At 51.9% G+C, this 22,204-nt stretch carries 16 protein-coding genes; 7 read left to right on the forward strand and 9 right to left on the reverse strand.

Annotated features, from left to right (window positions below; translation table 11 throughout):
• Positions 1–108: 108 nt before the first annotated feature.
• From GQY55_RS19820 to GQY55_RS19860, 9 genes are all read right to left on the reverse strand, one after another.
• The gene (locus tag GQY55_RS19820; protein ID WP_160043607.1) at positions 109–1,149 is read right to left on the reverse strand and encodes an N-acetylglucosamine kinase; all 1,041 of its coding nucleotides are present in this window, start codon (positions 1,147–1,149) and stop codon (positions 109–111) included.
• The gene (argH, locus tag GQY55_RS19825; RefSeq protein ID WP_160043608.1) at positions 1,146–2,657 is read right to left on the reverse strand and encodes an argininosuccinate lyase; all 1,512 of its coding nucleotides are present in this window, start codon (positions 2,655–2,657) and stop codon (positions 1,146–1,148) included. Before argH ends, GQY55_RS19820 begins: the two co-directional genes overlap by 4 nt.
• Before the next feature lie 539 nt (positions 2,658–3,196).
• Positions 3,197–5,713, reverse strand: a complete 2,517-nt coding sequence (locus tag GQY55_RS19830; RefSeq protein WP_201452197.1) for a PIG-L family deacetylase — start codon at positions 5,711–5,713, stop codon at positions 3,197–3,199.
• Positions 5,714–5,943: 230 nt separating this feature from the next.
• The gene (locus GQY55_RS19835) at positions 5,944–7,686 is read right to left on the reverse strand and encodes an ABC transporter permease (RefSeq protein WP_160043610.1); all 1,743 of its coding nucleotides are present in this window, start codon (positions 7,684–7,686) and stop codon (positions 5,944–5,946) included.
• Positions 7,687–7,703: 17 nt separating this feature from the next.
• The gene (locus GQY55_RS19840) at positions 7,704–8,786 is read right to left on the reverse strand and encodes an ABC transporter ATP-binding protein (protein ID WP_160043611.1); all 1,083 of its coding nucleotides are present in this window, start codon (positions 8,784–8,786) and stop codon (positions 7,704–7,706) included.
• Positions 8,787–8,940: 154 nt separating this feature from the next.
• Positions 8,941–10,023 carry an extracellular solute-binding protein gene (locus GQY55_RS19845; RefSeq protein ID WP_160043612.1) on the reverse strand — a complete coding sequence of 361 codons (1,083 nt, stop codon included), beginning with the start codon at positions 10,021–10,023 and terminating at the stop codon, positions 8,941–8,943.
• Positions 10,024–10,212: 189 nt separating this feature from the next.
• Positions 10,213–11,394 (reverse strand): ROK family transcriptional regulator, encoded by a 1,182-nt coding sequence (locus GQY55_RS19850; RefSeq protein ID WP_160043613.1) that lies wholly within the window; start codon positions 11,392–11,394, stop codon positions 10,213–10,215.
• 427 nt (positions 11,395–11,821) lie between these two features.
• Entirely contained in the window at positions 11,822–12,841 is a 1,020-nt protein-coding gene (locus tag GQY55_RS19855) for a Gfo/Idh/MocA family protein (RefSeq protein ID WP_160043614.1), read from the reverse strand.
• A 26-nt stretch (positions 12,842–12,867) separates the two neighbouring features.
• Positions 12,868–13,641, reverse strand: coding sequence for a sugar phosphate isomerase/epimerase family protein (locus GQY55_RS19860; RefSeq protein ID WP_160043615.1), 774 nt, complete (start codon positions 13,639–13,641; stop codon positions 12,868–12,870).
• 142 nt (positions 13,642–13,783) lie between these two features.
• Between GQY55_RS19860 and GQY55_RS19865 the strand changes: the two genes are divergently transcribed.
• From GQY55_RS19865 to GQY55_RS19895, 7 genes are all read left to right on the forward strand, one after another.
• Positions 13,784–14,596, forward strand: a complete 813-nt coding sequence (locus GQY55_RS19865) for a helix-turn-helix domain-containing protein (RefSeq protein ID WP_160043616.1) — start codon at positions 13,784–13,786, stop codon at positions 14,594–14,596.
• Positions 14,597–14,888: 292 nt separating this feature from the next.
• A complete protein-coding gene (locus GQY55_RS19870) occupies positions 14,889–16,421 on the forward strand; it encodes a contractile injection system protein, VgrG/Pvc8 family (protein ID WP_160043617.1) in 1,533 nt (510 codons plus the stop codon).
• A 20-nt stretch (positions 16,422–16,441) separates the two neighbouring features.
• Positions 16,442–17,545, forward strand: coding sequence for a pentapeptide repeat-containing protein (locus GQY55_RS19875; protein WP_160043618.1), 1,104 nt, complete (start codon positions 16,442–16,444; stop codon positions 17,543–17,545).
• 11 nt (positions 17,546–17,556) lie between these two features.
• The gene (locus GQY55_RS19880) at positions 17,557–18,069 is read left to right on the forward strand and encodes an imm11 family protein (RefSeq protein ID WP_160043619.1); all 513 of its coding nucleotides are present in this window, start codon (positions 17,557–17,559) and stop codon (positions 18,067–18,069) included.
• A 12-nt stretch (positions 18,070–18,081) separates the two neighbouring features.
• Positions 18,082–18,711: a hypothetical protein gene (locus tag GQY55_RS19885; RefSeq protein ID WP_160043620.1), complete on the forward strand. Its 630-nt coding sequence runs from the start codon at positions 18,082–18,084 to the stop codon at positions 18,709–18,711.
• Between the two features lie 30 nt (positions 18,712–18,741).
• The gene (locus GQY55_RS19890) at positions 18,742–19,188 is read left to right on the forward strand and encodes a DUF4280 domain-containing protein (protein WP_160043621.1); all 447 of its coding nucleotides are present in this window, start codon (positions 18,742–18,744) and stop codon (positions 19,186–19,188) included.
• Between the two features lie 25 nt (positions 19,189–19,213).
• Complete coding sequence (locus GQY55_RS19895; RefSeq protein ID WP_160043622.1) at positions 19,214–22,201, forward strand: deaminase domain-containing protein; 2,988 nt, start codon at positions 19,214–19,216, stop codon at positions 22,199–22,201.
• Positions 22,202–22,204: the final 3 nt, after the last annotated feature.

Genomic DNA, 22,204 nt, shown 5'->3' on the forward strand with positions numbered 1-22,204 from the left:
ACATGCATCATGCAAGTCCCTTTCGTTACTCTACTATATAAGATGAACTAATGATTGAACGGAGGAAGGCAGCCGGGTGAAATGTTCTTTCTAGGCTCGGACCATCCATTAATATTCACGCCGCAAAAGCTGCACCCCCTGCGCGATGACGCCGTCAATCGGCTCCTTTTTCGCCTCGTCGATTTGCGCTTGCGGGGAGACGGACCGGAAGCCGTCCGCCAATCGGTTTCTTACAAGCGGGTTGTTTTGCAGCACGCCGCCCTGCAAAATCACCGTGAACGGCGCGGCAGCCATGCCGAGCTTATTCAGAACCGACCTTGCTCCCAGAAGCAGCTCGTCCGCCGCCGTCTCCAGAATCAAGCGCGCGGTCTCGTCCCCCTCCCGTTCCGCTTCGGTGACGAGCCTCGCGAGTTCGGCTGTTTTGTCCACGCTGTATTCGGCGGAATACACCCAGTTGAACAATTCCTCTTCGTTCCGCAGCCCCAAATGCAAGAGCAGCTTGCCGGTTAGGGCCGTATGGCCGCCCCGTCCGTCAAATCCGCGCAAGGCCGCACGGATGGCCTGTTTGCCGATCCAATAACCGCTGCCTTCGTCGCCGACACGGTGGCCCCAGCCGCCTGCCCGTGCGCTTTGGCCTTGGGCATTGATCCCGTACACGATCGAACCGGTGCCCGCAATAATGAGGATGCCGGGCGCGCCGCCCGTTGCTCCAAGCAAGGCGGCAATGCCGTCATTCTCGACAACGATGCGGTCCGCCGTCACTTGAGTGTGCGCGAGCGCTTCCCTTACCATCTCTTCGATCACTTGCCGATCATGCTCGGTATCAAGACCGGCTACGCCAAATACCGCGCAGGTCACGTGAAGCGGCCCGTCTTCCGCGATGTTGACCGTCTTCTTCTGTTCGAGGGACGCAGGTTCCGCTTCGGACGCAGGCGGTTTACATCCTGTGGCAGATGCAGCCAACCTCCGCTTGGCTTCCCGGATCGCCCGCGTCAACTCTAGCGCTGCCGCTTCCCGGCCCGTTCCCTGATAGTTGCATGAACCCGCTTTCCCGCTCGCCAGCATCCGGCCCTCGATATCCGCGAACACGGCCAGACATTTCGTCCCCCCGCCGTCTACGGCCAGCAGAGGGACCCTCGCCGTCATCATAAGCCGCCGCCCCAGCCGGCCAGCGTGCGGTCAAGCTCGGCAAGCGCTCCTTCCACCTGGGCACGGGCTGCATCCAGCCATTGTTCCTGGCTCTGCTGGCTTGTTTTCCGTTTGGCGATGGTGCTCAAAATTTCCGCCGGGGCAGGCCCGCCCGGCAGTGTCCGGATATCCACAAAGTGAACCGGATCCAGCGCCAACCGCAGCTCCTCGGCAGTCAGCGACAGCTTTCGGCCAATGACCTGAAGCGCGATCTCATTGACCAGATCGAGCGTAATTTCGTTTGCCGCCAATCCTTCGGCGGCGGAGCGCTTCACCACATTGCTCACGATATGGTGGGCGTTGCGGAACGACAGGCCGTCGGTGCGTACTAGCGTATCCGCCAGTTCGGTCACCGTGGCGAAGCTGCCTTCGGTCCGCTTCCGGAGAACTTCTTTGTTGACATCGATCGTCCCGATGACGCATGAGAGCAGGCGGTACATCCGGTCCAGCACCTTGAGCGCCTTCCAGGCATAAGGCTGCATATCGTCTTCGGTGTCGACGATGTCGCCGAACGGCGTATTGTGCATCATCGTCAGCACCGTTTGGGTGTTGCCGACGCAGCTGGACAGAAGCGCACGCATATGCTCGAACGAAACCGGGTTCCGTTTTTGCGGCATAATGGAGCTGATCTGCACATAAGGGTCTGCGACGCGCAGCATGCCGAACTCCTGGGTGCACCACAGCAGAAAATCCTGCGACGACCGGCCCAAATTAATGGCCGCCAATTGCACGGCTGCCATCATTTCGCCAATATAATCGGCACCGCCGATCGCATCGTATGAATTATATATAAGTTCGTCAAAACCAAGCAGCTCCTGCATCCGCTCCCGGCTGATGGCAAAACCGGAAGTGGTCAGCGCCGCCGCCCCCATGCTGCTCCGGTTGCAGTTGGCATAAGCCGCCTGCATCCGGCGGATATCGCGGTCGAGCGAATCCGCCATCGCCATGATGTAATGGGCGAGCGTCGTCGGCTGCGCCTGCTGCGTATGCGTATATCCGATCATGATCGTACCGGCATGCTCCTCGGCGAACGCAAGCAGCTGGCTCTTTAGCGCCAGCGCGCTGCGAAGCGTCACCAGCAGCTTTTCCCGCAGGACGATCCGGTAAATCGCGATGCCCATATCGTTGCGGCTGCGAGCCAGGTGCAGATTGTCCGCGATGTCTCCGGCCGCTGCATGCAGCTCATGCTCGACCTGGAAGAACAGGTCCTCGAATTGTCCGGTATATTCGGCCTGGCGAAGCTTCTCCAGATCGAGGCCGCGAATGGCCGCCGCGATTTGCCCCGCTTCTTCTTCGGTAACCAGTCCCTGCTCTTTCAGCATGATGAGATGCGCTTTGTTGATCGCCATCATCGGCGCAAGCAGGCTGGTTTTCGCTTCGTCAAAAGCAGGCGCGAGCACGACTTCCGTATAGGTGCAGCCCGGAAAAACCTTGCCTTCCTCCTCTAAAATTTGTTCCCGACTTCTCATGTTGTTCAGATCCTTTCCGTAATGATCTTGTGATTTTGAACTCGTTTCCTTATTTCGGGTTCAAAACTGAAGTTAATTTTTGTCATATTGCGGTTGACCGCTACGGTTCCGGATCGTTCTTCCGATCGCTGCCCGCCTCCAAATTTCTATGATTATATTTTCCATAACGGTAGAAATTCGGAGACAGCTTATGCTTCCGATGCTAGCTTTTCTTCGAAAAGCTTTTAGGCGAACGCAGCATATGCTTCCGAAGTAGCTTTTTTTCAAAAAGCTTTTAGCTTCGTAAGAATCGATTCCGGCCCCTCCGCTACCTCGCTTTTTGTCAAAGTACTGATTATGGTTGAACCTTATTGCAACTCATAGAAAACCCAATTCCATGTGCCTCATCTCCTATGTACCTTCGTCCACTTTTCCCCGAAACTGCGCTTGGTTTGACAGAAGGCAGGGGACACGACGCAAAGCGGTTTGGCTTTACGCCGTACCCGCCCCTACCTTTTAAACATCCTGCCGACTTCTTTACTTCCTTGCCACGCTCGGGATTACTGCTTAGGAGCAACAACCCCGGCTGACGCCGCCCCATCCTGCTTCAGGCTGATCATGTTAACGAACATCCGGATCGAACCGGGCACAAGGCTCGGCATTTCGCGGTACCAAACAAGCGAGCTGTACGTATAAGTACCTTTGCCGTAATTCGCCGTCAGGAACGTGCCGGTAAATTCCTTCTCCCCAGGGTCTCCGTTCGAGATCAGCTCCGTATACTCCTTGCCCCATTCGGACGGGTTGTACGCCGAGCGGTCCTGAATCCAATTCTGCCAGTCGGCGTCCGTAATCTTGTTCGGCGTGTTAAAGATCGGATGCTCCGGCGCCAGCATCGTAACCTTGGAATTTTCATCCGTCACGCGCCACTGGATGAGCGGCTCGCCGATCTTGATCGGATACGGTGCCAGATCCGGCGACCATTTGTCCTCCGGCTTGTGGTATTGAACAACCAGGTTGCCGCCGTTTTTCGCATAATCGAGCAGACGCTGATTGCTTGGAATCAGCTCCGGACGGAAGGCATAGGCCCGGATGCCAAGCACGATCGTGTCGTATTGCGACAGATCGCCGAACTGGATCGTTTTGGCGTCCAGATTCGTCACATTGACGCCCACTTGACGCAATACCTGATCGATATTGTCAAAACCGCTGGACACATATCCGACCTTCAGTCCTTGCGGCACCTTCAGATCAAACGCCTGGATGGCAAGGTTGGCCGGTTTGACGTAATAGGTTTTGCCGATATGCGGATACTGGATCACCTGCACCGTTCTGCTGCTGTCTGAAGTGCCGTCGTTGGCTATAGCCGCCAGGTTGTAACTCCCCGCTTTTACATTGGCCGGTGCCTTGACGGAAAACTCAGCCGTCTTGGTCTCGTATTTAGCAGCGAAGCTCAATTCCTGAACCGCAGGCTCCACGGTCCAGCCTTCCGGCATTTGCAGTGAAACCTTGGTTTTCTCCGTACCCGGCGCATAATTGGTCGCCGTAACCTTCACCGATACGGGATCCTCCGGCTTCAGCGTATTCAATACCGCCGCTTCCGGGCTGAGCGATAATGATACCGGAGGCAGCACCGCCACCGCATTGTCCGGAACCGCATGCAGCGACGCTTCCGTCCCGAACGCTTCATACCGGATATCCGCGGAAATCAGCGGAAGGGCATAAGGATTAAAGTCCTCCACCTGCTTGGGAACCGTGACGGTAAACTCCGTTTTGACCGTCTGATTTTTGGCAAGTTTATCGAAGCTGTCCGCCCCAGCTGCCTTCGCGGTCCAGCCTTCCGTCACATTCAGCTTCAGATGGACTTTGCTCATGTCCACCTCGCCGCCGTTAAAAGCGGTCACCGTCACTTTCGTGGTTTGCCCCGGAATCAGCTCGCCGGTCTCGGGTTTCACTTTAACCACGGTCGATGTCGCTTCCTGGCTTGCCTTATCGAGCTGCTTCTCCTTTACGGCCAGCCGGTGCAGCAGATCGGTTTTCGCCGTTTGCTCCAAGGACGACACCTTTACCAGCTCGACGGCTGTTTTTACGTCTGCTTTCATCTCATGGACCTCGCGGGCCACTTTCGCAAATGATGGATACGCGGCAATGACTTCGTTTGCGTCTTGCTGCAGTGTTTTCAGCTGCTTGACGACTTTGTTGTCCTTTCCTTTCACATCAAGCTCTTGCGCCAAATCCTCGAACGTAAAGGCAATTCCGCCAAAAAGCGACGTTTCCGGCTTACCGCCGGCTTTTTTGCCGTCCGCCGATTCTTGCAGCTTGTAATACGCCGTACCTTGACCTTCGTCGATTTGTCTTCCCATGCCCTGGCTCTTGTGCATATACCGGGATTCTTCGCCCAGCTGGGCATAGGAAGCGCCGTACAGTTCGCTATATTCGTTTACCGGCAAGGAAACGTCATAATCTTTATCCGAAGCCGGTACATACAGCTTCTTCGGCTGCCATGGCTGGAGACCTTCCTTGATCTGCTCAGGGAAAACTTGCGGATTTCCCGCATCCTTGAACGCCCGTACGGTCAGCACATTCACGGCGCGGTGATGTCCGTGCGTCGAAGGTTCGTTCAGGAAGGCCGGAATCAGCACATCCGGACGTTTTTCCCGGATTTGACGGATCAGCCGTTCATAGGCGACGTCTTCACCCCATTTGGCGAGCGTTTCTTCAGGGCTTTTGGAAAAGCCGAAATCATAAATCGGATCGTTCAACTTCTGGCTCAAGTTCGCCAAGGTCACGTTGGTGATTTTGGACGCTTCCTGCAGCTCCCTGGTGCGGATGATGCCGAGGGCGTTGCCCAGCTCGCTGCCGATTTCGTTTTGTCCGCCTTCTCCGCGGTTGGCTATGACACTGTATGTATCCACGCCGAGTCCCAAAGAAAGATACGCCAGTGTCGCGCTGTGCTCGTCATCCGGGTGAGCCCCCGTATTCATCGCGCTTGCAATGGTGGTCAGAGGCTTTATCGCTTTCCATAAATCGACCACCCCTCTGTCTGCAGCCGCTTTTTGGGGACCGGCTTGAAAAGCCATCGTTCCGGCCAGCACCAGACTGAGCGAAGCCGCCACCCACTTTTTCGTCCTGCGTTTTGTGCTCAATTGACTCAAATCGCATCTCTCCTTCAAGCGTAGTTGTGGCTGACACCGGTCAAAGCCGGCGCCGGCCTGTATCATTATCGCGGGACGCCCGAATGGATTGCAGGGCATCCGCGCGCAATGAAAGGATTCGTCTATCGTCGCTTTATTCCAGGAAAAATCTATCGTCAAATGGCAGACCCGGCATTGCCGCCGGTCAGCTTGCGGGAAACATAAAGAACGAAAATGATCATCACGATTTGCAGCACGCCGTAAGCGCAGGCGGTGCCGAATTCGAACGCGTACATCCGCTGAAAGATTTCGACGGAGATCGGTGTCGTCTTGTTCGTATACAGCAGAATCGAAGCGACAAACTCGCCGATGCCTTCCACCAGAGCCAGCAGCGTGCCGGCAAGGATGCCGCTCAGCGCCATCGGAAATACGACGCGGCGGAACGTATACCACCAGGATGCCCCCAGATTGCGGGCCGCCTCCTCCACGGAGCGGTCGGTTTGCATCAGCGTCGACGAAGTCGAGCGGAAGATCAGCGGCAGATGCCGTACAAAATAGGCGAGCGGCAAAATCCAGAAGCTGCCGACCAGCACCTGGCCGAAAGAGAACGCATTCGGCTCGCTGAACGCCGTAATCAGGTTGACGGCAACGACCGTGCCCGGAAGCGCCCAAGGCAGCATGATCAAAATGTCGAGCAGCGTCTTCCCTTTAAATTTCATGCGTACGACGGCATATGCCGCCGCAACCCCAAACAGCAGATTGCCGATCGTCGCCGCGATGCTGATCTTGAAGCTGTTGGCGATGGGACGCCATGTTTTGCTGTCGGTGAACAAATCTTTAAAATGATCCAGCGTATAAGACGGCGGCAGGACCTGGGTCGTCCACTTCCCATCTTCTGAAAAAGCCAGCAGCACGATGACGAGAATCGGCAGCATAAGCACCAGCACCCCAAGGAAGGACAACACCATCGCGGTGTTCCTGCCGGCTTTGCTTTTCACTTCGGTGCGATGAACGCTGACGCCCTTGCTCATGTTTTGGTAATTCCGGGCGCCCTGATACCATCTCATCAAAATGAGGAACAGGATGGACACGACCGACAGCAGCGTCGATTGCGTCGCAGCCATGTCCAGATCGCCGTTGGTGCGCGACAGGTAAATCTGCATCGTCATCGTCCGTTCGATCCCGAAAATGAGCGGCGCGGTATACGACGCCATCGAAATCATAAAAACGAGCAGCGATGCCGCAACGATGGCCGGCGTCAGCATCGGCAGAATCACCCGGCGCCAGACCGTGAACCGGTTCGCTCCCAGGTTGGCCGCGGCTTCCTCAAGCGACGGATCAAGTCCCCGGATCGCCGAGGATGCCGTCATATAAAAATAGGTGTACATCGTAAAAGTATGGACCACAAGCACGCCCCAGATGCCCTTCAAGGTAAAAGGCGGCTTTTCCAAATGAAGCAAATGCTGCAATCCGCGCGGAATGATGCCGCTCGAGCCGTACAAAAATTCAAAAGAAAGCACCCCGATCAGCGGCGGCAAAGCCATCGGCACAAGGACAAGCACCGACAGCAGCTTGCGCCCCGGGAACTCGTACCTTTCCAGCAGGAACGCCATCCCTACCCCCACGATGCCGCAGGTGACCACGCTTAGCACCGAGATATACACGCTCGTCCAAAGCGCCTCCAAATTGGCCGTATGTTCGAGGCTAAAAAAACGGGAGTAGTTTTGGATCGAAAAACTGCCGTCCGCCTTGATGCTTTGCAGGAATGTCTGGAAAAACGGATAGATGACATACCCCAAAAGAATGAGAAATAACGGCGCAATCAGCACATAAACAAAATGCGGCGATGCCGTCACCGAACTCCAGCGGCTGTTCGGACGAATAACCCGCGGTGTCAATTGAGGCTCTGGTTTGTTCATCGCTTCGGCTCACCCCCTTATTCCAAAAAATAAATGCTGTCCCGGGCGACGGTAAACCAAACGTCCTCATCCCGATTCCGCATCCGGTGCCCCTGCCCGACGAACATCGCCTTCACGGACAGCGGTCCGGCCTGCGCGATATAATTCACGCTGATGCCGGTGAACTCCGACAGCAGCACTTTGGCCGCCATGGTATTCGGCTCGCCGTATTCCGTCGGGCCGGCTTCCCGGATCGCTTCGGGCCGTACCGACAGCGTTACCTTTTGCCCGACCGCCAGCTTGCATTCCGGCGAAGCGTTTTCGGCCAGGCCGGTGAGCAACACGTCCGGCGTTAAACGAACGTCCACCATGCCGCCTTCCAGGCGTTCCACCGTTCCTTCCCACAGATTGGACTCGCCGATAAACGAGGCGACAAAACGGTTGACCGGCCGGTTGTAAATTTCATGCGGGGCACCGATCTGCTGCACGACGCCATCCTTCATGACCATAATGCGGTCCGACATCGACATCGCTTCCGATTGATCATGCGTAACGTAGATTGTCGTGATGCCGAGCTCAAGCTGGAGCCTTTTGATTTCCTGCCTTGTTTCTTCGCGCAGCTTGGCATCGAGATTGGACAAAGGTTCATCGAGCAGGAGAATATTCGGTTCGATCACCAAAGCTCGCGCCAGCGCTACCCGCTGCTGCTGGCCGCCCGACAATTGGTCGATGCGGCGCTGGCCGTAGCCATCCAGGTGCACAAGCTTTTGGGCGCGCGTCACTTTGTCATGAATTTCCGCCTTTCCCTGTTTACGGACTTGGAGACCGAAAGCAATATTCTCAAACACGGTCATGTGCGGGAACAAAGCATAGTTTTGGAACACCATCCCCGTATTGCGTTTGTTGGGCGGCATGTTGGTGACGTTTTGTTCGCCAAACAGGATCCGTCCATCGCTTGGGTAATAAAATCCGGCGATCATGCGCAAAGTTGTCGTTTTGCCGCAGCCGCTCGGACCAAGAAAAGTAAAAAACTCTCCAGGCTTGATATGTACGTCGACATTTTCCACACCTTTGGCGGCGCCAAATTTTTTGCTGACGCGATCCAGCGTGACTCCGATCATAATGAGTCCTCCTTCAAGTCATTCTCTGTAAGATGCAGGCATGATTGTTTATTCAAGCAAGCCGAAAGGCCGGGCGGGGTTGCCCCCGCCAGCTTTGCCATTTTTGCCGGTTTTTCGCTCGAGCTAGATCATTGAACCAATGATGGTACGGATTTTACTTTCCGCCTTTGCCTTTGATATTTTCATCCCAATATTGCATCCATTCCTTCTCTTTGTCCGCAAGAACCATCCAGTCCAGATCAAGCTGCTTGGTATCCAGATTTTTGTACCAGTCCGGGAACTCGTTTTTGTCGATATCGGTCCGGGTTGGAATCTGGAACAATTTATCCGCCTTCTCCTTCAGCTGATCTTTGTCAAAAATAAAATCAAAGAACTTCTTGGCGGCGTCCATGTTTTTGGCGCCTTTCACGATGCCGACCCCATCCACCAAAATCGGGGCTCCGCTTGCCGGGTAAATGTAGTCAAACGGCTGCTTCTGCAGCTCCTTCTGGAGCAGGATGTCCTGCAGGTTCCAAAGCGACAGCGTTCCTTCCTGCCGGGCGAGCTTCAAGTAAAGCTGGGTCGGATCCTGGGTGTATTCCTTGGTGTTCGCATCGAGTTTTTTGAGCCATTCATAACCTTTCTCCGGATTTGCAGGGTCTTGGCGGTAAATCATCGCATCATAGATCGTTCTCATTGTCCCGGAAGCCATGACGCCCCGGATCAAAATTTTATCCTTCCATTTCGGGTCGAGCAGATCGTCCCAATCCTTCGGCGCATCCTCTTTTTTCACCGCCTCGGAGTTGTACATGATCACCTCGGGCAGCAGCATCTCGCCGTACCAGCGATCCTGGGCGTCTTTGTATTCAGCCGGAATGCTGTCCGCATAGCTCGGTTTATACGATTCCAGCAATCCTTCATTCGCCGCCGTAATAAAAGAGGACTGCGTGCCGCCCCACCAGAAGTCGGCCTGCGGATTGGCTTTCTCGCCGCGCACCCGCTCCATGATCTGCTGCGCGCCCATCGTCATCACTTCGACATCGATGTCCGGGTTAAGCTCCTCGAACTTCGGCAAGATCTGCTCGACGACATTTTTGTCGCGGGCCGTGTAGATGACCAGTTTTTGCGATCCTTTTTTCCCGCTGTCTCCGCCGGAGGCTGCCGATTGTTCCTTTTCACCCCCGCCGCAAGCCGTCAGACCAACCGTCATCGCCAGCGCCATCGAAAACATGCCGAGCTTCAAAAGTTTCTTTTTCATGATTTTGATTCCCCCTAATTTTTAGGTTTCATACTGAAGTTGGTTCTTGATATGATGCGCGTTGACGCCACGGCTCCGGATCGTTCTTCCGATCGCTGTCGCTTCTCCGGATCGATTCCGTCCCCTCCGCTACTTCGCTTCTTGTTAAGTACTAATTATGCGCAGGGCCAAATTTTAAAACTGGGAATGTTAAATTCCAGCCCCCATCGCCGCTGAGGAATGCGCTTCCAAAACGCTGTGCACCGCACCCAGCAAACCCGCGCGTTCGCGCAGCTCGGCCAGACGGATTTCCGGCACCACAGGCACCCAATCGAATAACAGCTCGCGAATCCGATCCAGTCCCGCTTCGTTCAGATGCACCATTTCGCCGCTCAAGACAAGCATTTCGGGATCGAGTACGCTGACCGTATTGGCGATCCCCGATGCCCAGCCGTGATACACTTCATTGAGCAGCACATCCGCTTGCGGATGGCCTTCCTCGGCCAGCTTGATCAACTGCTTAAGAGTGCTTGCCTCCGGGTCCACGTGAAGACCAAGCGCTTTCGCTTTCCCGTGGATGCCGGCAACCGAGAAATTTTTCTCAAACACGCCGAATTCATCCTTCCGCCGACCCGGCGAATCTCCGATCCGCATATAACCGATTTCCCCGGAGGCTTCCCTGCTTCCCCGGTACAGCTGCTTGTCGATGATAATGCCGGCCCCGATCCCCGTTCCGACATACATGTACACCAGGCTGGATACGCCCGATCCGGCTCCGCCGAAAAATTCGCCTTGCGTCATCATATTCACGTCGTTATCCAGCACGACCGGCAAATGAAGGCGTTCTTCGATTTCCTTGCCTACGGGGAGATCCATCCAGCCCGTACTTGGGGCATAGCTCACGGTACCGCTCAGCCGCTGCGTAATGCCCGGCAGGCCGACGCCGATGCCGATCACCCGGTCGCGGGCAATGCCGCTAGTCTCGAGCAGACGCGCAAGAGTCGCTTCGAGCGCATGCAGCGCCGATTCCCCGTCCACCGGCCGGTTCAAGCGGGTATGTACTTGTGCGATCAGTTCGCCTTTCATATCGGCCACCGCCATTTCGAGCTCGCTTCCCTCAAAAACGGCGCCCACAACCGCGTAGGCCTGCACATTGTATTCAAGCAGGATGGGCTTGCGCCCCCCTTTGGATTCTCCTGTCCCAACCTCCCGAATCAGCCCTTCCCCAATCATCTCTTCGACCAGCGCCGAGACGCAGGGGCGGCTCAGTTTGGTTTTTGCTGCCAGTTCGGCCCGTGACAAGCGGGGCTCCTGCCGCAGCTGGTGCAATATGCCTTCCCGATTCATCTGCTTCATAAATTTCGTATTCCCGGTTTTCCCCCGACCGATCACGATTTGCTTCACCACCTTAATTAGTTAAAATAACTAACAAATTTAAGCCTCAGTATATGAATGCGCTTTCATAATGTCAATCTGGATATGGAAAAATGATCTCTTTTTCCTAAGGATCCATTTCCCTCAAGCTTTACCGATTTTCTGGCCCCTGCCCTGTCCGAGTTCCCGTACTCAAAAGGCCTGCGGTTTTTTTCTTTGGAAGTATTGCCGCTCTTTTTTGTCGATTTGGGGATAGGCCTTCCAGTCGGCCTTTTTACCTATAAGCTTTTTAGTCCTACTAATCGTCGTCAGAATACGCGTAAAACGCCATATTTCGCATCACCAGCCCCGGAGGCAATGGCGAGCATTTTCCAGGAGCGCATAAAAAAGGACTGTCTTTCGGATCTAAGATCCTATAGGACAGTCCTTTTTTTCGATTTAATGATTACAACTTCACGATTTTACCGCTGGCCTGGGATTCGAATGCGCCCAGAATTACCTTGAGCGAACGAAGGCCTTCTTCGCCGGAAATCCGCGGAGGCGTTTTGGTTATTATGCATTCTACGAACTCGTCGATCACGCCGCTCGGCACCTGCTTCTCGTTCGTTGCCATCGCGCCGACCTTATACGTCTCAACCGTGCCGTCCGTCAGTTCGACGATGACCTCGTCCCCGTCGACCGTGCCGATCTTCATCGCACCCTTCTCGCACCAGAGCACCGTACCATTGTCGCCGGACCGGTAATGCGTCCAGCTCGCCATCAACGTGCCTACCGCCCCGCTCTTCATGCGCACGATGCAAGTCGCGTTGTCATCCACGTCGGTGCCTTCTTTATGAACCGTACCGATGAAGCCGGCAACTTCCACGATTTCATCGTTCAGCAAATAACGGATGAAGTCGGATTTGTGCACGCCAAGGTCGCCCATCGCGCCCATCACTGCTTCTTCCTTGCGGAAGAACCAGCTGTCGCGTCCGTCCACGCTCCATCCCTCCGGTCCGCCGTGGCCGAAGGATGTACGGAAGGTCAGCACTTTGCCAAGCTTGCCGGAGTCCAGAATTTCCTTCGCCTTCACATGCGGTGGCATCAGGCGCTGGTTGTGTCCGACCATCAGATAAACACCGTTCTTGCGGGCAGCCTCAATCATCTGCTCCCCTTCTTCGGCATTGGAAGCCATCGGCTTCTCGACAAGTACATGCAGGCCGGCATTAGCTGCCGCAATCGTCATTGGGGCATGCAGATAGTTTGGTGTACATACGCTCACGGCATCCAGCTTCTCATTCTTCAGCAGCTCCTGGTAATCCGTGTACGCCGTACCGCCATACTGGGTTGCCATTGCTTCGGCACGCTCCTTAACCGGATCAGCGAAAGCTACCAGCTCCACGTTCTTATTGTTGGCATACTCAGGAATATGTCTGCGCTGGGCAATCGCGCCGCAGCCGAATACAGCGACTCTAATTTTGCTCATAAACAATTCTCCTTCTCGGGTACGAATTAAAATTGGTTCAAATAGTTCTGCTTCAGCCAGTTCATGCTGTTCTCCACGCTTTGGAGCGGCGGATTCTGGCATACGTCCTGCTCCACGATCAGCCATTCTGTGCCTGCGTTGGATGCAGCCTGAATGACCCCAGGCAAATTCACGCTGCCTTGGCTGAGCTCCAGCGTCTTCATGTTGCCCTCTTCATCCCGGCTGAAGTCCTTCAGATGGAGAAGCGGCAGACGGCCGGCGTATTTCGGAATATAGGCAAGCGGGTCCTGTCCGGCGAATTGCACCCAGCATACGTCCATTTCCACTTGTACGGCTTCAGGAGAAGTTGCCGCATACATCGCGTCGAATACGAACTCTCCGTCCACTTTATCTTCGAATTCAAATGCATGGTTATGGTAACCGAAGATGAGACCTTGCTTGTGCGCTTCCGCACCTGCCTCTTCCAGGAACGCGAACAGGTTCTTCCAATCCTCGGCATTCCCGCGGTCCTCCGGAGCGACGTATGGGCACATCATGTATTTCGCGCCGATCGTTTTCAGGTAATCGATCTCCTTCTGCAGATCCTCACGCAGCAGATGCAGGCCGACGTGACTGCCGATCGCTTTCAGTCCCAGCTCTTGAAGAAGCGTTTTCATTTCTTCGGCGGGAATGTCACCGTAGCCTGCAAATTCCACACCCTCATAACCCAATTCCGCTACTTTACGGAGCGTACCGCGGAAATCCTGTGCCGTCTCGTCGCGCAGCGTATACAACTGCAAACCGATATTCATTCTTCTCATGTTAGGCGCACCTCGATTCAAAATTAGAGTTACTGCTCAATCTGCTACTATCATACAAGGAAGTAGGCTAGAATGAACATAAACAATATGGCTGCAACATGAACTATCTGCTTATATTTTTCATTTGGAGGTTTTGGCCATTATGGATGCAAGACTGTTGATCTGCGATTATTCGTACCATTTCCAGCAATTCAGCAACAGCCATCGGGGCGGCCTGACGACCTACTTGTTCCGTCTGCAGACGGAAGGCTCTTGTGAGGTGTACTCCAACGGGACCGTGTACCATGTACAGGGCGGAGATCTGCTGCTGCTGAGACCCGGTGACAAATACGAGCTGCGTGTCAGGGATGGCGGCGGGGAAGGCCGCATATCCAGCGGAGATTATTTTGTATTTTGCGACGGGGCTTGGATCGACGAGTGGTGGGGCCGTATGCAGCGCCCGGTTGTCAGCCGGATCGGGCTGGACGACCATCTGCTTGGATTATGGAGGCATCTGCTCCTGGAGAAGCGGCGCGGAATGGACGGGGAAAACGATGAACTGACAAGCTGCCTGCTGCGCGGGCTCTGCCTCAGCCTGGACCGGGCCATAACCGAGACCAAGCCGGCCGACCGTCTTGCCTCTACGGCCCTCCGGCTGAAGCGGTTTGTAGAGGAGCATGCCACGGTTACCTTTAAACTGGAGGATGCGGCAAAGCACGTCGGTCTAAGCCTGTCGCGTGCAGTCAAGCTATTCAAGGAGTATTACGGCAAGACGATGATTCAATATGCTTTGGAAATCCGTCTCAACGCCGCCGTTGAGCGAATCAAATACAGCACGATGACGCTGGAGGAAATCGCTGAAACCTCCGGGTTCGCCAGCTATTCCTATTTCCACCGCGTCTTCCGCTCAAACTATGGCATGTCGCCGGTGAAATTCAGGGAATCCGCCTCCGTCCCGGGGAGTCACAAAAGATAGGTCTATAAATTACTTAACAGCGGATCGGATTGAGCGCGGGAGAATATTTCGGGACCTTGCCTGTCTCATAGTTCAATGCTTCGAAAGCCCCTGCCTCTTCCCTCCTTAATGACGTCTTTTAGCGCCTTTCTCCCCGCCTTCTTCCCCAGAAAAAAACTCAGTAAATCCACCAAAAATGGGTCATTCTGTAAACTAACTCTACCCTTCAACCGATAAATACATAAAATACAAAAGCTGGATTAGGATTTAAAAATTCCGCTTTTTCTATAACAACTACATAAGGAGGCACCCTATGGAAAGCTTCGCAACTTATGGTCATATCGAAATCATGCCTTATGAGTTCGTCCGTCTTCATGAATTTAAAATCTTAAAAACAGTCAATGATCATGCACGAATGATCTGTACAGGCATCATTTCGGATAAAAAGCGCGAGCTATATGTACGTGCTTCGGATGAAGAAACTCAGGTCAAAGCTTTTGTTACTGATCAAAACGGCAATCGACAGCCTCTTTTTCGAGGCATCGCCTTGGATGTCGAGGAAAAAGTTGTTCATGGCGTTCATTACTTGACCGTTGAAGCCATATCCCATACCTATGAGTTGGATATTAAGCGGCATCGGCGCTCTTTCCAGAACCCCAAGCTCACCTATACGGAGCTAATCGAAAAAATTGTATCAAGCTACTCCAAAGCTGAAGCCATGGATGTCGTATCCCACAAGAAGCCCCTCGGCACCTTTGTCATGCAATATGATGAAACCGACTGGCAATTTCTGAAACGTATGGCTTCCCATTTCTACTCTCCGCTTATTCCCGCTGTCGGTTATGGAGTACCGAAGTTTTATTTTGGCCTGCCCATGGGACTCAGTAAAGGGGAAATACAAACCCCCAATTATAAGGTCAAAAAACGAGTCGCGGATTTTCAAACCGCCTCAGAAAATCATATCCCCGGCGTGAGCGATGCTGATTTTATTCAATATGAGGTCGAGACGGAGAAAGTGCTTGAACCTGGCTATGAAGTGACTTTCCATGGTCATAAGCTGATCGTGGCTGAAGTGCTGACAGAAATGAAAGACGGGGTGTTAACCCATACTGCAAAGCTGTCACCACGAAGCGGGTTGCGTCCTATTAAAGATTACAATCGCTCCATTATCGGCGCTTCCATTCATGGCAAGGTACTGAGCGTGCATCGGGATAAAGTACGCGCTGTGCTCGATATGGACGAGCAGCAAGATCCGAATACGGATTATTGGTTTCCCTACTCTACCATTTATGCATCTGCGGATAACACGGGATGGTATTGTATGCCTGAGATTGGGGACAGCATTCGTATCTATTTCCCAAGCTATAAGGAAGAAGAAGGATATGCGATCAGTTCGGTTAAAAGAGAGCATCCGCATTCCGAAGGGAATTCTTCTTCCGCTTCCAGACATGCGGCTGCCTCTGCTCCTACCTCTGGACATGCGGCTGTTTCTGCTTCGTCTGCCGGATCAAAGTCTTCATCGGCATCGTCCGCAGCAACTCCTGCGCCAGATCGAATGGCTGACCCTGCCATTAAGACACTTCGAACCAAATACGGCAAAGAAATCATGCTTGCCCCGGATCAAATCGTCATCTCAGGCAACGGCATGTCCATTGTCATTCATGATAAAACCGGCATTGATATTGTAAGCGGAAAAGATGTGAGCATTAACGCGGCTTCAGATATCGTCATGAGTTCAGGCAACATCCAGCTTTCCGCCGGCAAAATTGAGCTATCCGGTAACGGAAACAGCATAACTTTGGATGACAAAACCACCTTCTCCGGCACGGAAATCAAGATGAACTAACGAAAGGCAGCCCGATCAGAATGGATAAAAAAACGGCATTACACCATTTTAAAGAGCATCATTTTAGACCTTTGTTGGAGACTGAATTGGACAGGCTGGAAGCCCAGTTCCATCACAACCAGGCTGGGCTGATCTCCGACTTCAAACAATCGTTTAAGGATTTATGCATACATATTCAAAGCATGCAGCAACAGGGCCTAAAAGAACCGATTGGATATATTCACTACTCTTTCCTGCGCACTCAGATCTTGGAGCAATCCTATCTATATATGGTCGAGGCTTATTCCGCTGACTGGTACGAAGATCATTCCGATTGCAAGTTAACCTATGACGCTTCATGGGCTTATGCGCGAATGAGTGTCATGTCGGAAACCTTGGAACAGCGGCGAAAAATATACATGGGGGCGATAAACTCTGCGGATGTTGAACGGTTGATATTAGAATCCGCACCCTTCTTCCACTCATTTGTAGATTCCCTTATACGTCTGGCCATAGCTGAATCCGTTCAAACGCCTGCATATCAGGCCATCCACAAAGCTAAACGGCTTCTTATTCGGACGGGCGAGTATAGAGATATAAGCGAAAATCTTTATGTCTGGGACCAGGAGCCGCTCCCCGCAGATGAAGTGATTGAAAAATTAATGCAATCCAACGAAGAAGAACCCTATGTTTACGAAAACTTGAAATTGCTCTCTCTCCCTCATCTTCAGCAGTTCCAACAGGATTTACGCTATAACGATTTCAGCTACAGTGACTTACGGGGAATCCAGTTTGATAGCTGTATATTGATGGGAACCCGCTGGCAGCAAGCCAACATAGAAGGAGGAAGCTTCAAAGGCTGCTTATTGGTCGACGCAGACTTTAGATACAGTCATCTGAAAGGCGTGAACTTCGGCGAGGCCAGCGGACGAGGGGATCGAAAAGACGGACGACGAACTCCCGGCCTTTGCGGGTTGCGTTTTGAACATGCCAATCTGGACGGGGCCGATTTTACGAATGTACATTCGTTTGAACATGCTTATTTTGAGGGAGCTTCCATGCATGGGACCAGGGTCCCGAGAATATACCAGCAGCACTGGAAACTTAGTGATGAACAGCAGCAATCCATTGCATGGACGGAGTAAGGAGAATCTATATGCGCCACTATTATATATTGCTCGATGACAAAAGGATTTCCCGCAATATCGAACCTGTAAATATGATATTTTTCAAAACGCCATTTGTTCGCATGCCCCCTGCTCAGGTGTTGGATGTTCACGCAAAGACAGATGCCGAGTTTACGGACTGGCTTCCTTTGTCCACATCACAACCGCTTCTTTCCGATTCTATGAAACGAATTTTAGAGCTATACAATACGGAGGCCCGTTTCAAACAGGTGTATCTTGTGAACCGGGACTCCAGCCGTCAGGAGCTATATTGGATTCCATCGATCCCCTTCGTGGATGGCATTTCAGAGGAAACCGAATTTTATGCGCATGACCAAACGCTAAAACATCTTGTGCTGGATCGCTCCAAAGTAAAAGAACACCATTTTTTTCGTTTGTCGGGCGTGAGAGAACCTTATTTCATCGTTAGCTTGGAGGCTGCTGAAAGCCTGCTGCGGCGAAGTTTGAGCGGTTTTCAATTACAAAAACTAGAAATCGTATAAGGAGGCCGGGCCTTGACGGAGTATTGGGATGAATTTTTTTTGAAGCTGCATCATCAACAAATATTGAAAGAACAACTAGACGTGGCAGAGAACGATGATGACTGGATGCTGGTATCCATTGAAGAAGCGATGAAGGGAATCACGGAAGGATCGTTAGTGCTGCCGGACAAACAGGAAATTCCGTTTCAGACCCATCACCTCTTCGATCATCAGCTCACGATGTTTCTGCCGGATTCTCTCATACCAGAACTACGTGCCGGACGATCTACGGATCCGTCGAAAAGCTTCGTTGTTCAAGACAAACGGGGCGGAATCCTGTTCGGGCTTCACCAGAGCGGGCAACAGCTGGCCCCCGAGCAGGTGGAACTCTATCAACAACAGATAATCGAGAAAACAAGTCGTGTACAACCTGCGATGAAGCTGGTGGATCAAAAAAAACTTCATGTTCAAGACGCTGACATCGGTTGCTATGAATCTCTTTATCTAGTTTCCCCCTCCCCTTATTATCAGATTGCCTTTGTGCGTTCCTGGCAAGGCAGAGCTTTGATCGGGAGTTGTCAATTTAAGCTGGAGGATGCTCCGTTGTGGGTGCCTTTAACCTATGCCATGCTGTGCAGTGCGACATGGTCGGAGCTTTCCTGATTAAATACCCATTATCCAAGGAGGTACTTTATGTTTTTACCTATGCTTTTGAAGGCTCTAGCCCAAGGAGTATTAAATGGGGAGCACACCTATGTGGTGAGAGGAGCCAAGCTAGAGTGCAGTCAAGGTACAAACCCGGGAGTTCTCAATGCAATGTACAGCCACGGCGTCTACATTAAAAATAAGCCCGTTTTGAACGTGGAGGATGCCGTTTGTGGTGCAAATATTAGCAAAATCTATGCATTTGGTCTGTGTAAATTAAAGATGGGTCTTCCCTGTGAACCGGAGATTGCGTTTGGGTCCAAGTGGACAGGCGGAAAAGAGGATGTGTTGATCGAGGGTGCCCCTGCCCTGCTCAGTAATTCAACCTTAATGTGTAGCTGCAAAAGTGTAGGAGAGTCGATATCCTCATTTTTTGGTGGAGACAGCGCAAGTGGGGGCATTATCTCCATTGTAAATGATGGACAGGGTGATTGATTCTATCAAGCAAGGAGAGTCAAGGATGAACATCGTAGCGAATGACCGCTTTACCTATCAACACTTACATATCGCATGGCCCTATGGCAAGCTGCGTCTTAGGCATGTACACATCCGTCATGAGATGGGGGAACACGCCAGACTGGTCGTTACGGGCGGCTTGGATGCCGATCAGGTAGACAGGATTATAACCAGAGCAAGCAGCGACGATAAGATCGAGCTTTGGTATACCGATGCCATGGATCGGAAACGCCCCTTATTTATGGGGCAGTTGTACTGCGTAGATGTACAGCACATGCATCAAGAAACGATAGCAACGCTCGACGTTATTTCTCATAGTTTTAAACTGGATACGCAGCTCAAAAACCGTTCCTTTCAGCACATCCATCAAAAATATGTGGAAATCGTGGATACGGTACTCGCAGAGTATAAAGGCTCGGACAAGATCGATGAAGCTTTTGAGAAAAAAGCGACAGGCCAATTCATCATGCAGTATCAAGAAACGGATTGGGATTTTTTAAAACGTTTAGCTTCTCATGTAGGCGCGCTGCTCGTTCCTAATATCCTGTCGCATCATATACAAATTTGGATTGGTATTCCGCAGGCACGGCAGCATATCCAATTGAAAGACGTTCCTTTTAAGCTACAACGTAAGATCGCCCCCTATCTGGACCAAGAGGCAAATGGCGGGAAATCGGTCACTGCTCAGGATTACACCCGATATGCCTTTGAGTGGGATCACCTGCTGCAGCTGGGAGATGAAGTCGAACGTAATCACGAAACTTATGTCATCACCAAACGTGAAGGAAAGTTGATACAGGGCGTGATGACCTGGTCGTATGAATGCGCGTTGCCGCCAGGATTGAAGGTTCCTAAGAGCTATAATCGAACCATCATCGGTGCCTCTATTGAAGGAAAAATATTGGAGGTCAGCCGGAATCAGGTCCGATTGCATTTGGATATGGACGATCAGCAGAATCCCAAGGATGCCCAGTGGTTTCCCTACTCTGCCGAAGGCAATCAAGTGTGGTATCTCATGCCGGAAAAAGGGGCCCAGGTAAAGCTGTATTTTCCAAGTTCAAACGAAGACGATGCGATGGTTATTCAATCGGTGCGGACCAAACCATCCGTTGTTGTTCCCCCTTCATCTCACGTCGCCCAGGGCGCGGCGGTCGAGTCACCTGCAGATCGTCACGAACGTAAAACGGCCGACCCTGGCGTGAAATCTTTTGCGAATCCGCAGGGAAAAGAAATATCCTTAGGCAACTCCGAACTGTCGATGAGCGCTCAGGAAGGATCGCTGTACATATCCATGAATGCCCATCATGGCGTGAGCTTGAACAGTACCCAACATATTCAGATTCAAGCTGCGGGCAACATTAGTCTTTCGGCAGGAAGCATCCTGCTGCGGGGAACCGACGGTCTACACCTGAATACAACCACCGATACGCTGGATTTGGAACAGGAAGTCAACAGCGCAAGCTCTGAGATCCAACTTAAAGCTTCCCTCCATCAATATTACCCCGAGCCGCTGTTGTCTGATTTTGAGAAGCAGGTGGCTGACGAGGGAATCTTCAACGTGGCGGGATCACGCGTGCTGGAGAATGTTGGCTCAACGTTAAAGGGAGAATGGGATGCCGGTGTAGAATTTGCAGCAGGGGTATGGGATATGGTTGTCGATACGGCGGACATTGGCGTCATGCTAGCGACTCCTTTCATCATGGCGGGTAACGTTACGGGGAAAGGTTTTTTGGAGCGGAATGAGACACTTGAAGGCATTAAGGATGGAGCGAAATGGGCTTTCAATTATGCCGCCGATTCATTTCAAGGGAAAAAGACCTGGTCGGATGTAGGAAACGACCTCGAAACCGCTTGGGACAGCCTGACAGAACCTTTTGTAAAAAAAATGAACAATTTCATCCCCAACCCGTTGACCGATACGAAACAAGAGAGCTACGATGCAGGATATGACAGCGTTAAAGCCGTCGAGCGTGGAGTAGACATTTATACGGTTGTTAAAGGCGGCGCAAAATTATTTAGAAACGTAGGAAAGATGGGCAAAACAGAAGCTTCTGTATCTAAAGGGCTCAATGAAGTTGAAGAAAGGAACACCGGAAAAAGTGGGACACCTGCACCCGGACTATTTGGGGATACAGCAAAAGCCGACTCCGCTCTAGCGAAAGCGGGAGATGGAAAATTCAAAACGAACGCCCTCCGTTTTCCGACCAATATCGAATCCTTAAGCAGCTACTTGCAAAGTATTGCGCGAAAGATGAATATTAGTATAACAAAACGTTCTCCCCTTCTCGGCACTGCCGAAGGAGGCTACTATCGCTTCCATGACCTTGGTCCTGATGCCCCACATTCCAAAGGCTCAGGCCCGCATATTTCGCCTGAGAGACAAAAACAGATCGATGCGTTAGAATCAGGGGAGTATACGGGTAGGGGTAGTAAGGGGACGGATGAAGGTCGTGATATACCAAAGGATGTTGAAACAGTAAGCTATGATAAAGTATATCTTACGAGACAGTTAGATGTAGATGGAGATCGCTATATTATTGACAAGGTAAAAGAATATAAAAGCAAACTATCAAAAACTCTTCTAAAAAAAGATGGGAATTTTGCATTTGCTGACGTTGACATACCTGGTATCGATAAAAAGGATTTTTATTCGTACAGTAGCTTACACAAAACTTCGGGGAATCCAAATTACGAAGGTTTTTCTGTAAAACCAGATAATCCTAAGTTTGAGGCCACTCATGCACCTGATGCGGCAGGTGTGATTTATAAAAGAGACGCAGATACTGAATACAAAATATTAAATGATATTGCTGAGAGAATTGAAAAATTAAAAAATGAAGGCATAAATATACCAGAAGGTAAAATAAGACTTTTCACAGAAAAAGATACCTGCGGTAGTTGTAGTAAAATAATAAAAGACTTTTCTGAAACATATAATATCGACATCGAAGTCATCCATAACGCTGGAAAACCTATTGATCTTAACAACTAGTGA

Source organism: Paenibacillus sp. USDA918EY (assembly GCF_009870825.1).
Classification (GTDB): Bacteria; Bacillota; Bacilli; order Paenibacillales; family Paenibacillaceae; genus Paenibacillus_AQ; species Paenibacillus_AQ albilobatus.

Bases quoted from the DNA above. Each gene is read 5' to 3' on its own strand.
- GQY55_RS19820 (WP_160043607.1), bottom strand. From the start codon at position 1,149: ATGATGACGGCGAGGGTCCCTCTGCTGGCCGTAGACGGCGGGGGGACG.
- argH (WP_160043608.1), bottom strand. From the start codon at position 2,657: ATGAGAAGTCGGGAACAAATTTTAGAGGAGGAAGGCAAGGTTTTTCCG.
- GQY55_RS19830 (WP_201452197.1), bottom strand. From the start codon at position 5,713: ATGGCTTTTCAAGCCGGTCCCCAAAAAGCGGCTGCAGACAGAGGGGTG.
- GQY55_RS19835 (WP_160043610.1), bottom strand. From the start codon at position 7,686: ATGAACAAACCAGAGCCTCAATTGACACCGCGGGTTATTCGTCCGAAC.
- GQY55_RS19840 (WP_160043611.1), bottom strand. From the start codon at position 8,786: ATGATCGGAGTCACGCTGGATCGCGTCAGCAAAAAATTTGGCGCCGCC.
- GQY55_RS19845 (WP_160043612.1), bottom strand. From the start codon at position 10,023: ATGAAAAAGAAACTTTTGAAGCTCGGCATGTTTTCGATGGCGCTGGCG.
- GQY55_RS19855 (WP_160043614.1), bottom strand. From the start codon at position 12,841: ATGAGCAAAATTAGAGTCGCTGTATTCGGCTGCGGCGCGATTGCCCAG.
- GQY55_RS19860 (WP_160043615.1), bottom strand. From the start codon at position 13,641: ATGAGAAGAATGAATATCGGTTTGCAGTTGTATACGCTGCGCGACGAG.
- GQY55_RS19865 (WP_160043616.1), top strand. From the start codon at position 13,784: ATGGATGCAAGACTGTTGATCTGCGATTATTCGTACCATTTCCAGCAA.
- GQY55_RS19870 (WP_160043617.1), top strand. From the start codon at position 14,889: ATGGAAAGCTTCGCAACTTATGGTCATATCGAAATCATGCCTTATGAG.
- GQY55_RS19875 (WP_160043618.1), top strand. From the start codon at position 16,442: ATGGATAAAAAAACGGCATTACACCATTTTAAAGAGCATCATTTTAGA.
- GQY55_RS19880 (WP_160043619.1), top strand. From the start codon at position 17,557: ATGCGCCACTATTATATATTGCTCGATGACAAAAGGATTTCCCGCAAT.
- GQY55_RS19890 (WP_160043621.1), top strand. From the start codon at position 18,742: ATGTTTTTACCTATGCTTTTGAAGGCTCTAGCCCAAGGAGTATTAAAT.
- GQY55_RS19895 (WP_160043622.1), top strand. From the start codon at position 19,214: ATGAACATCGTAGCGAATGACCGCTTTACCTATCAACACTTACATATC.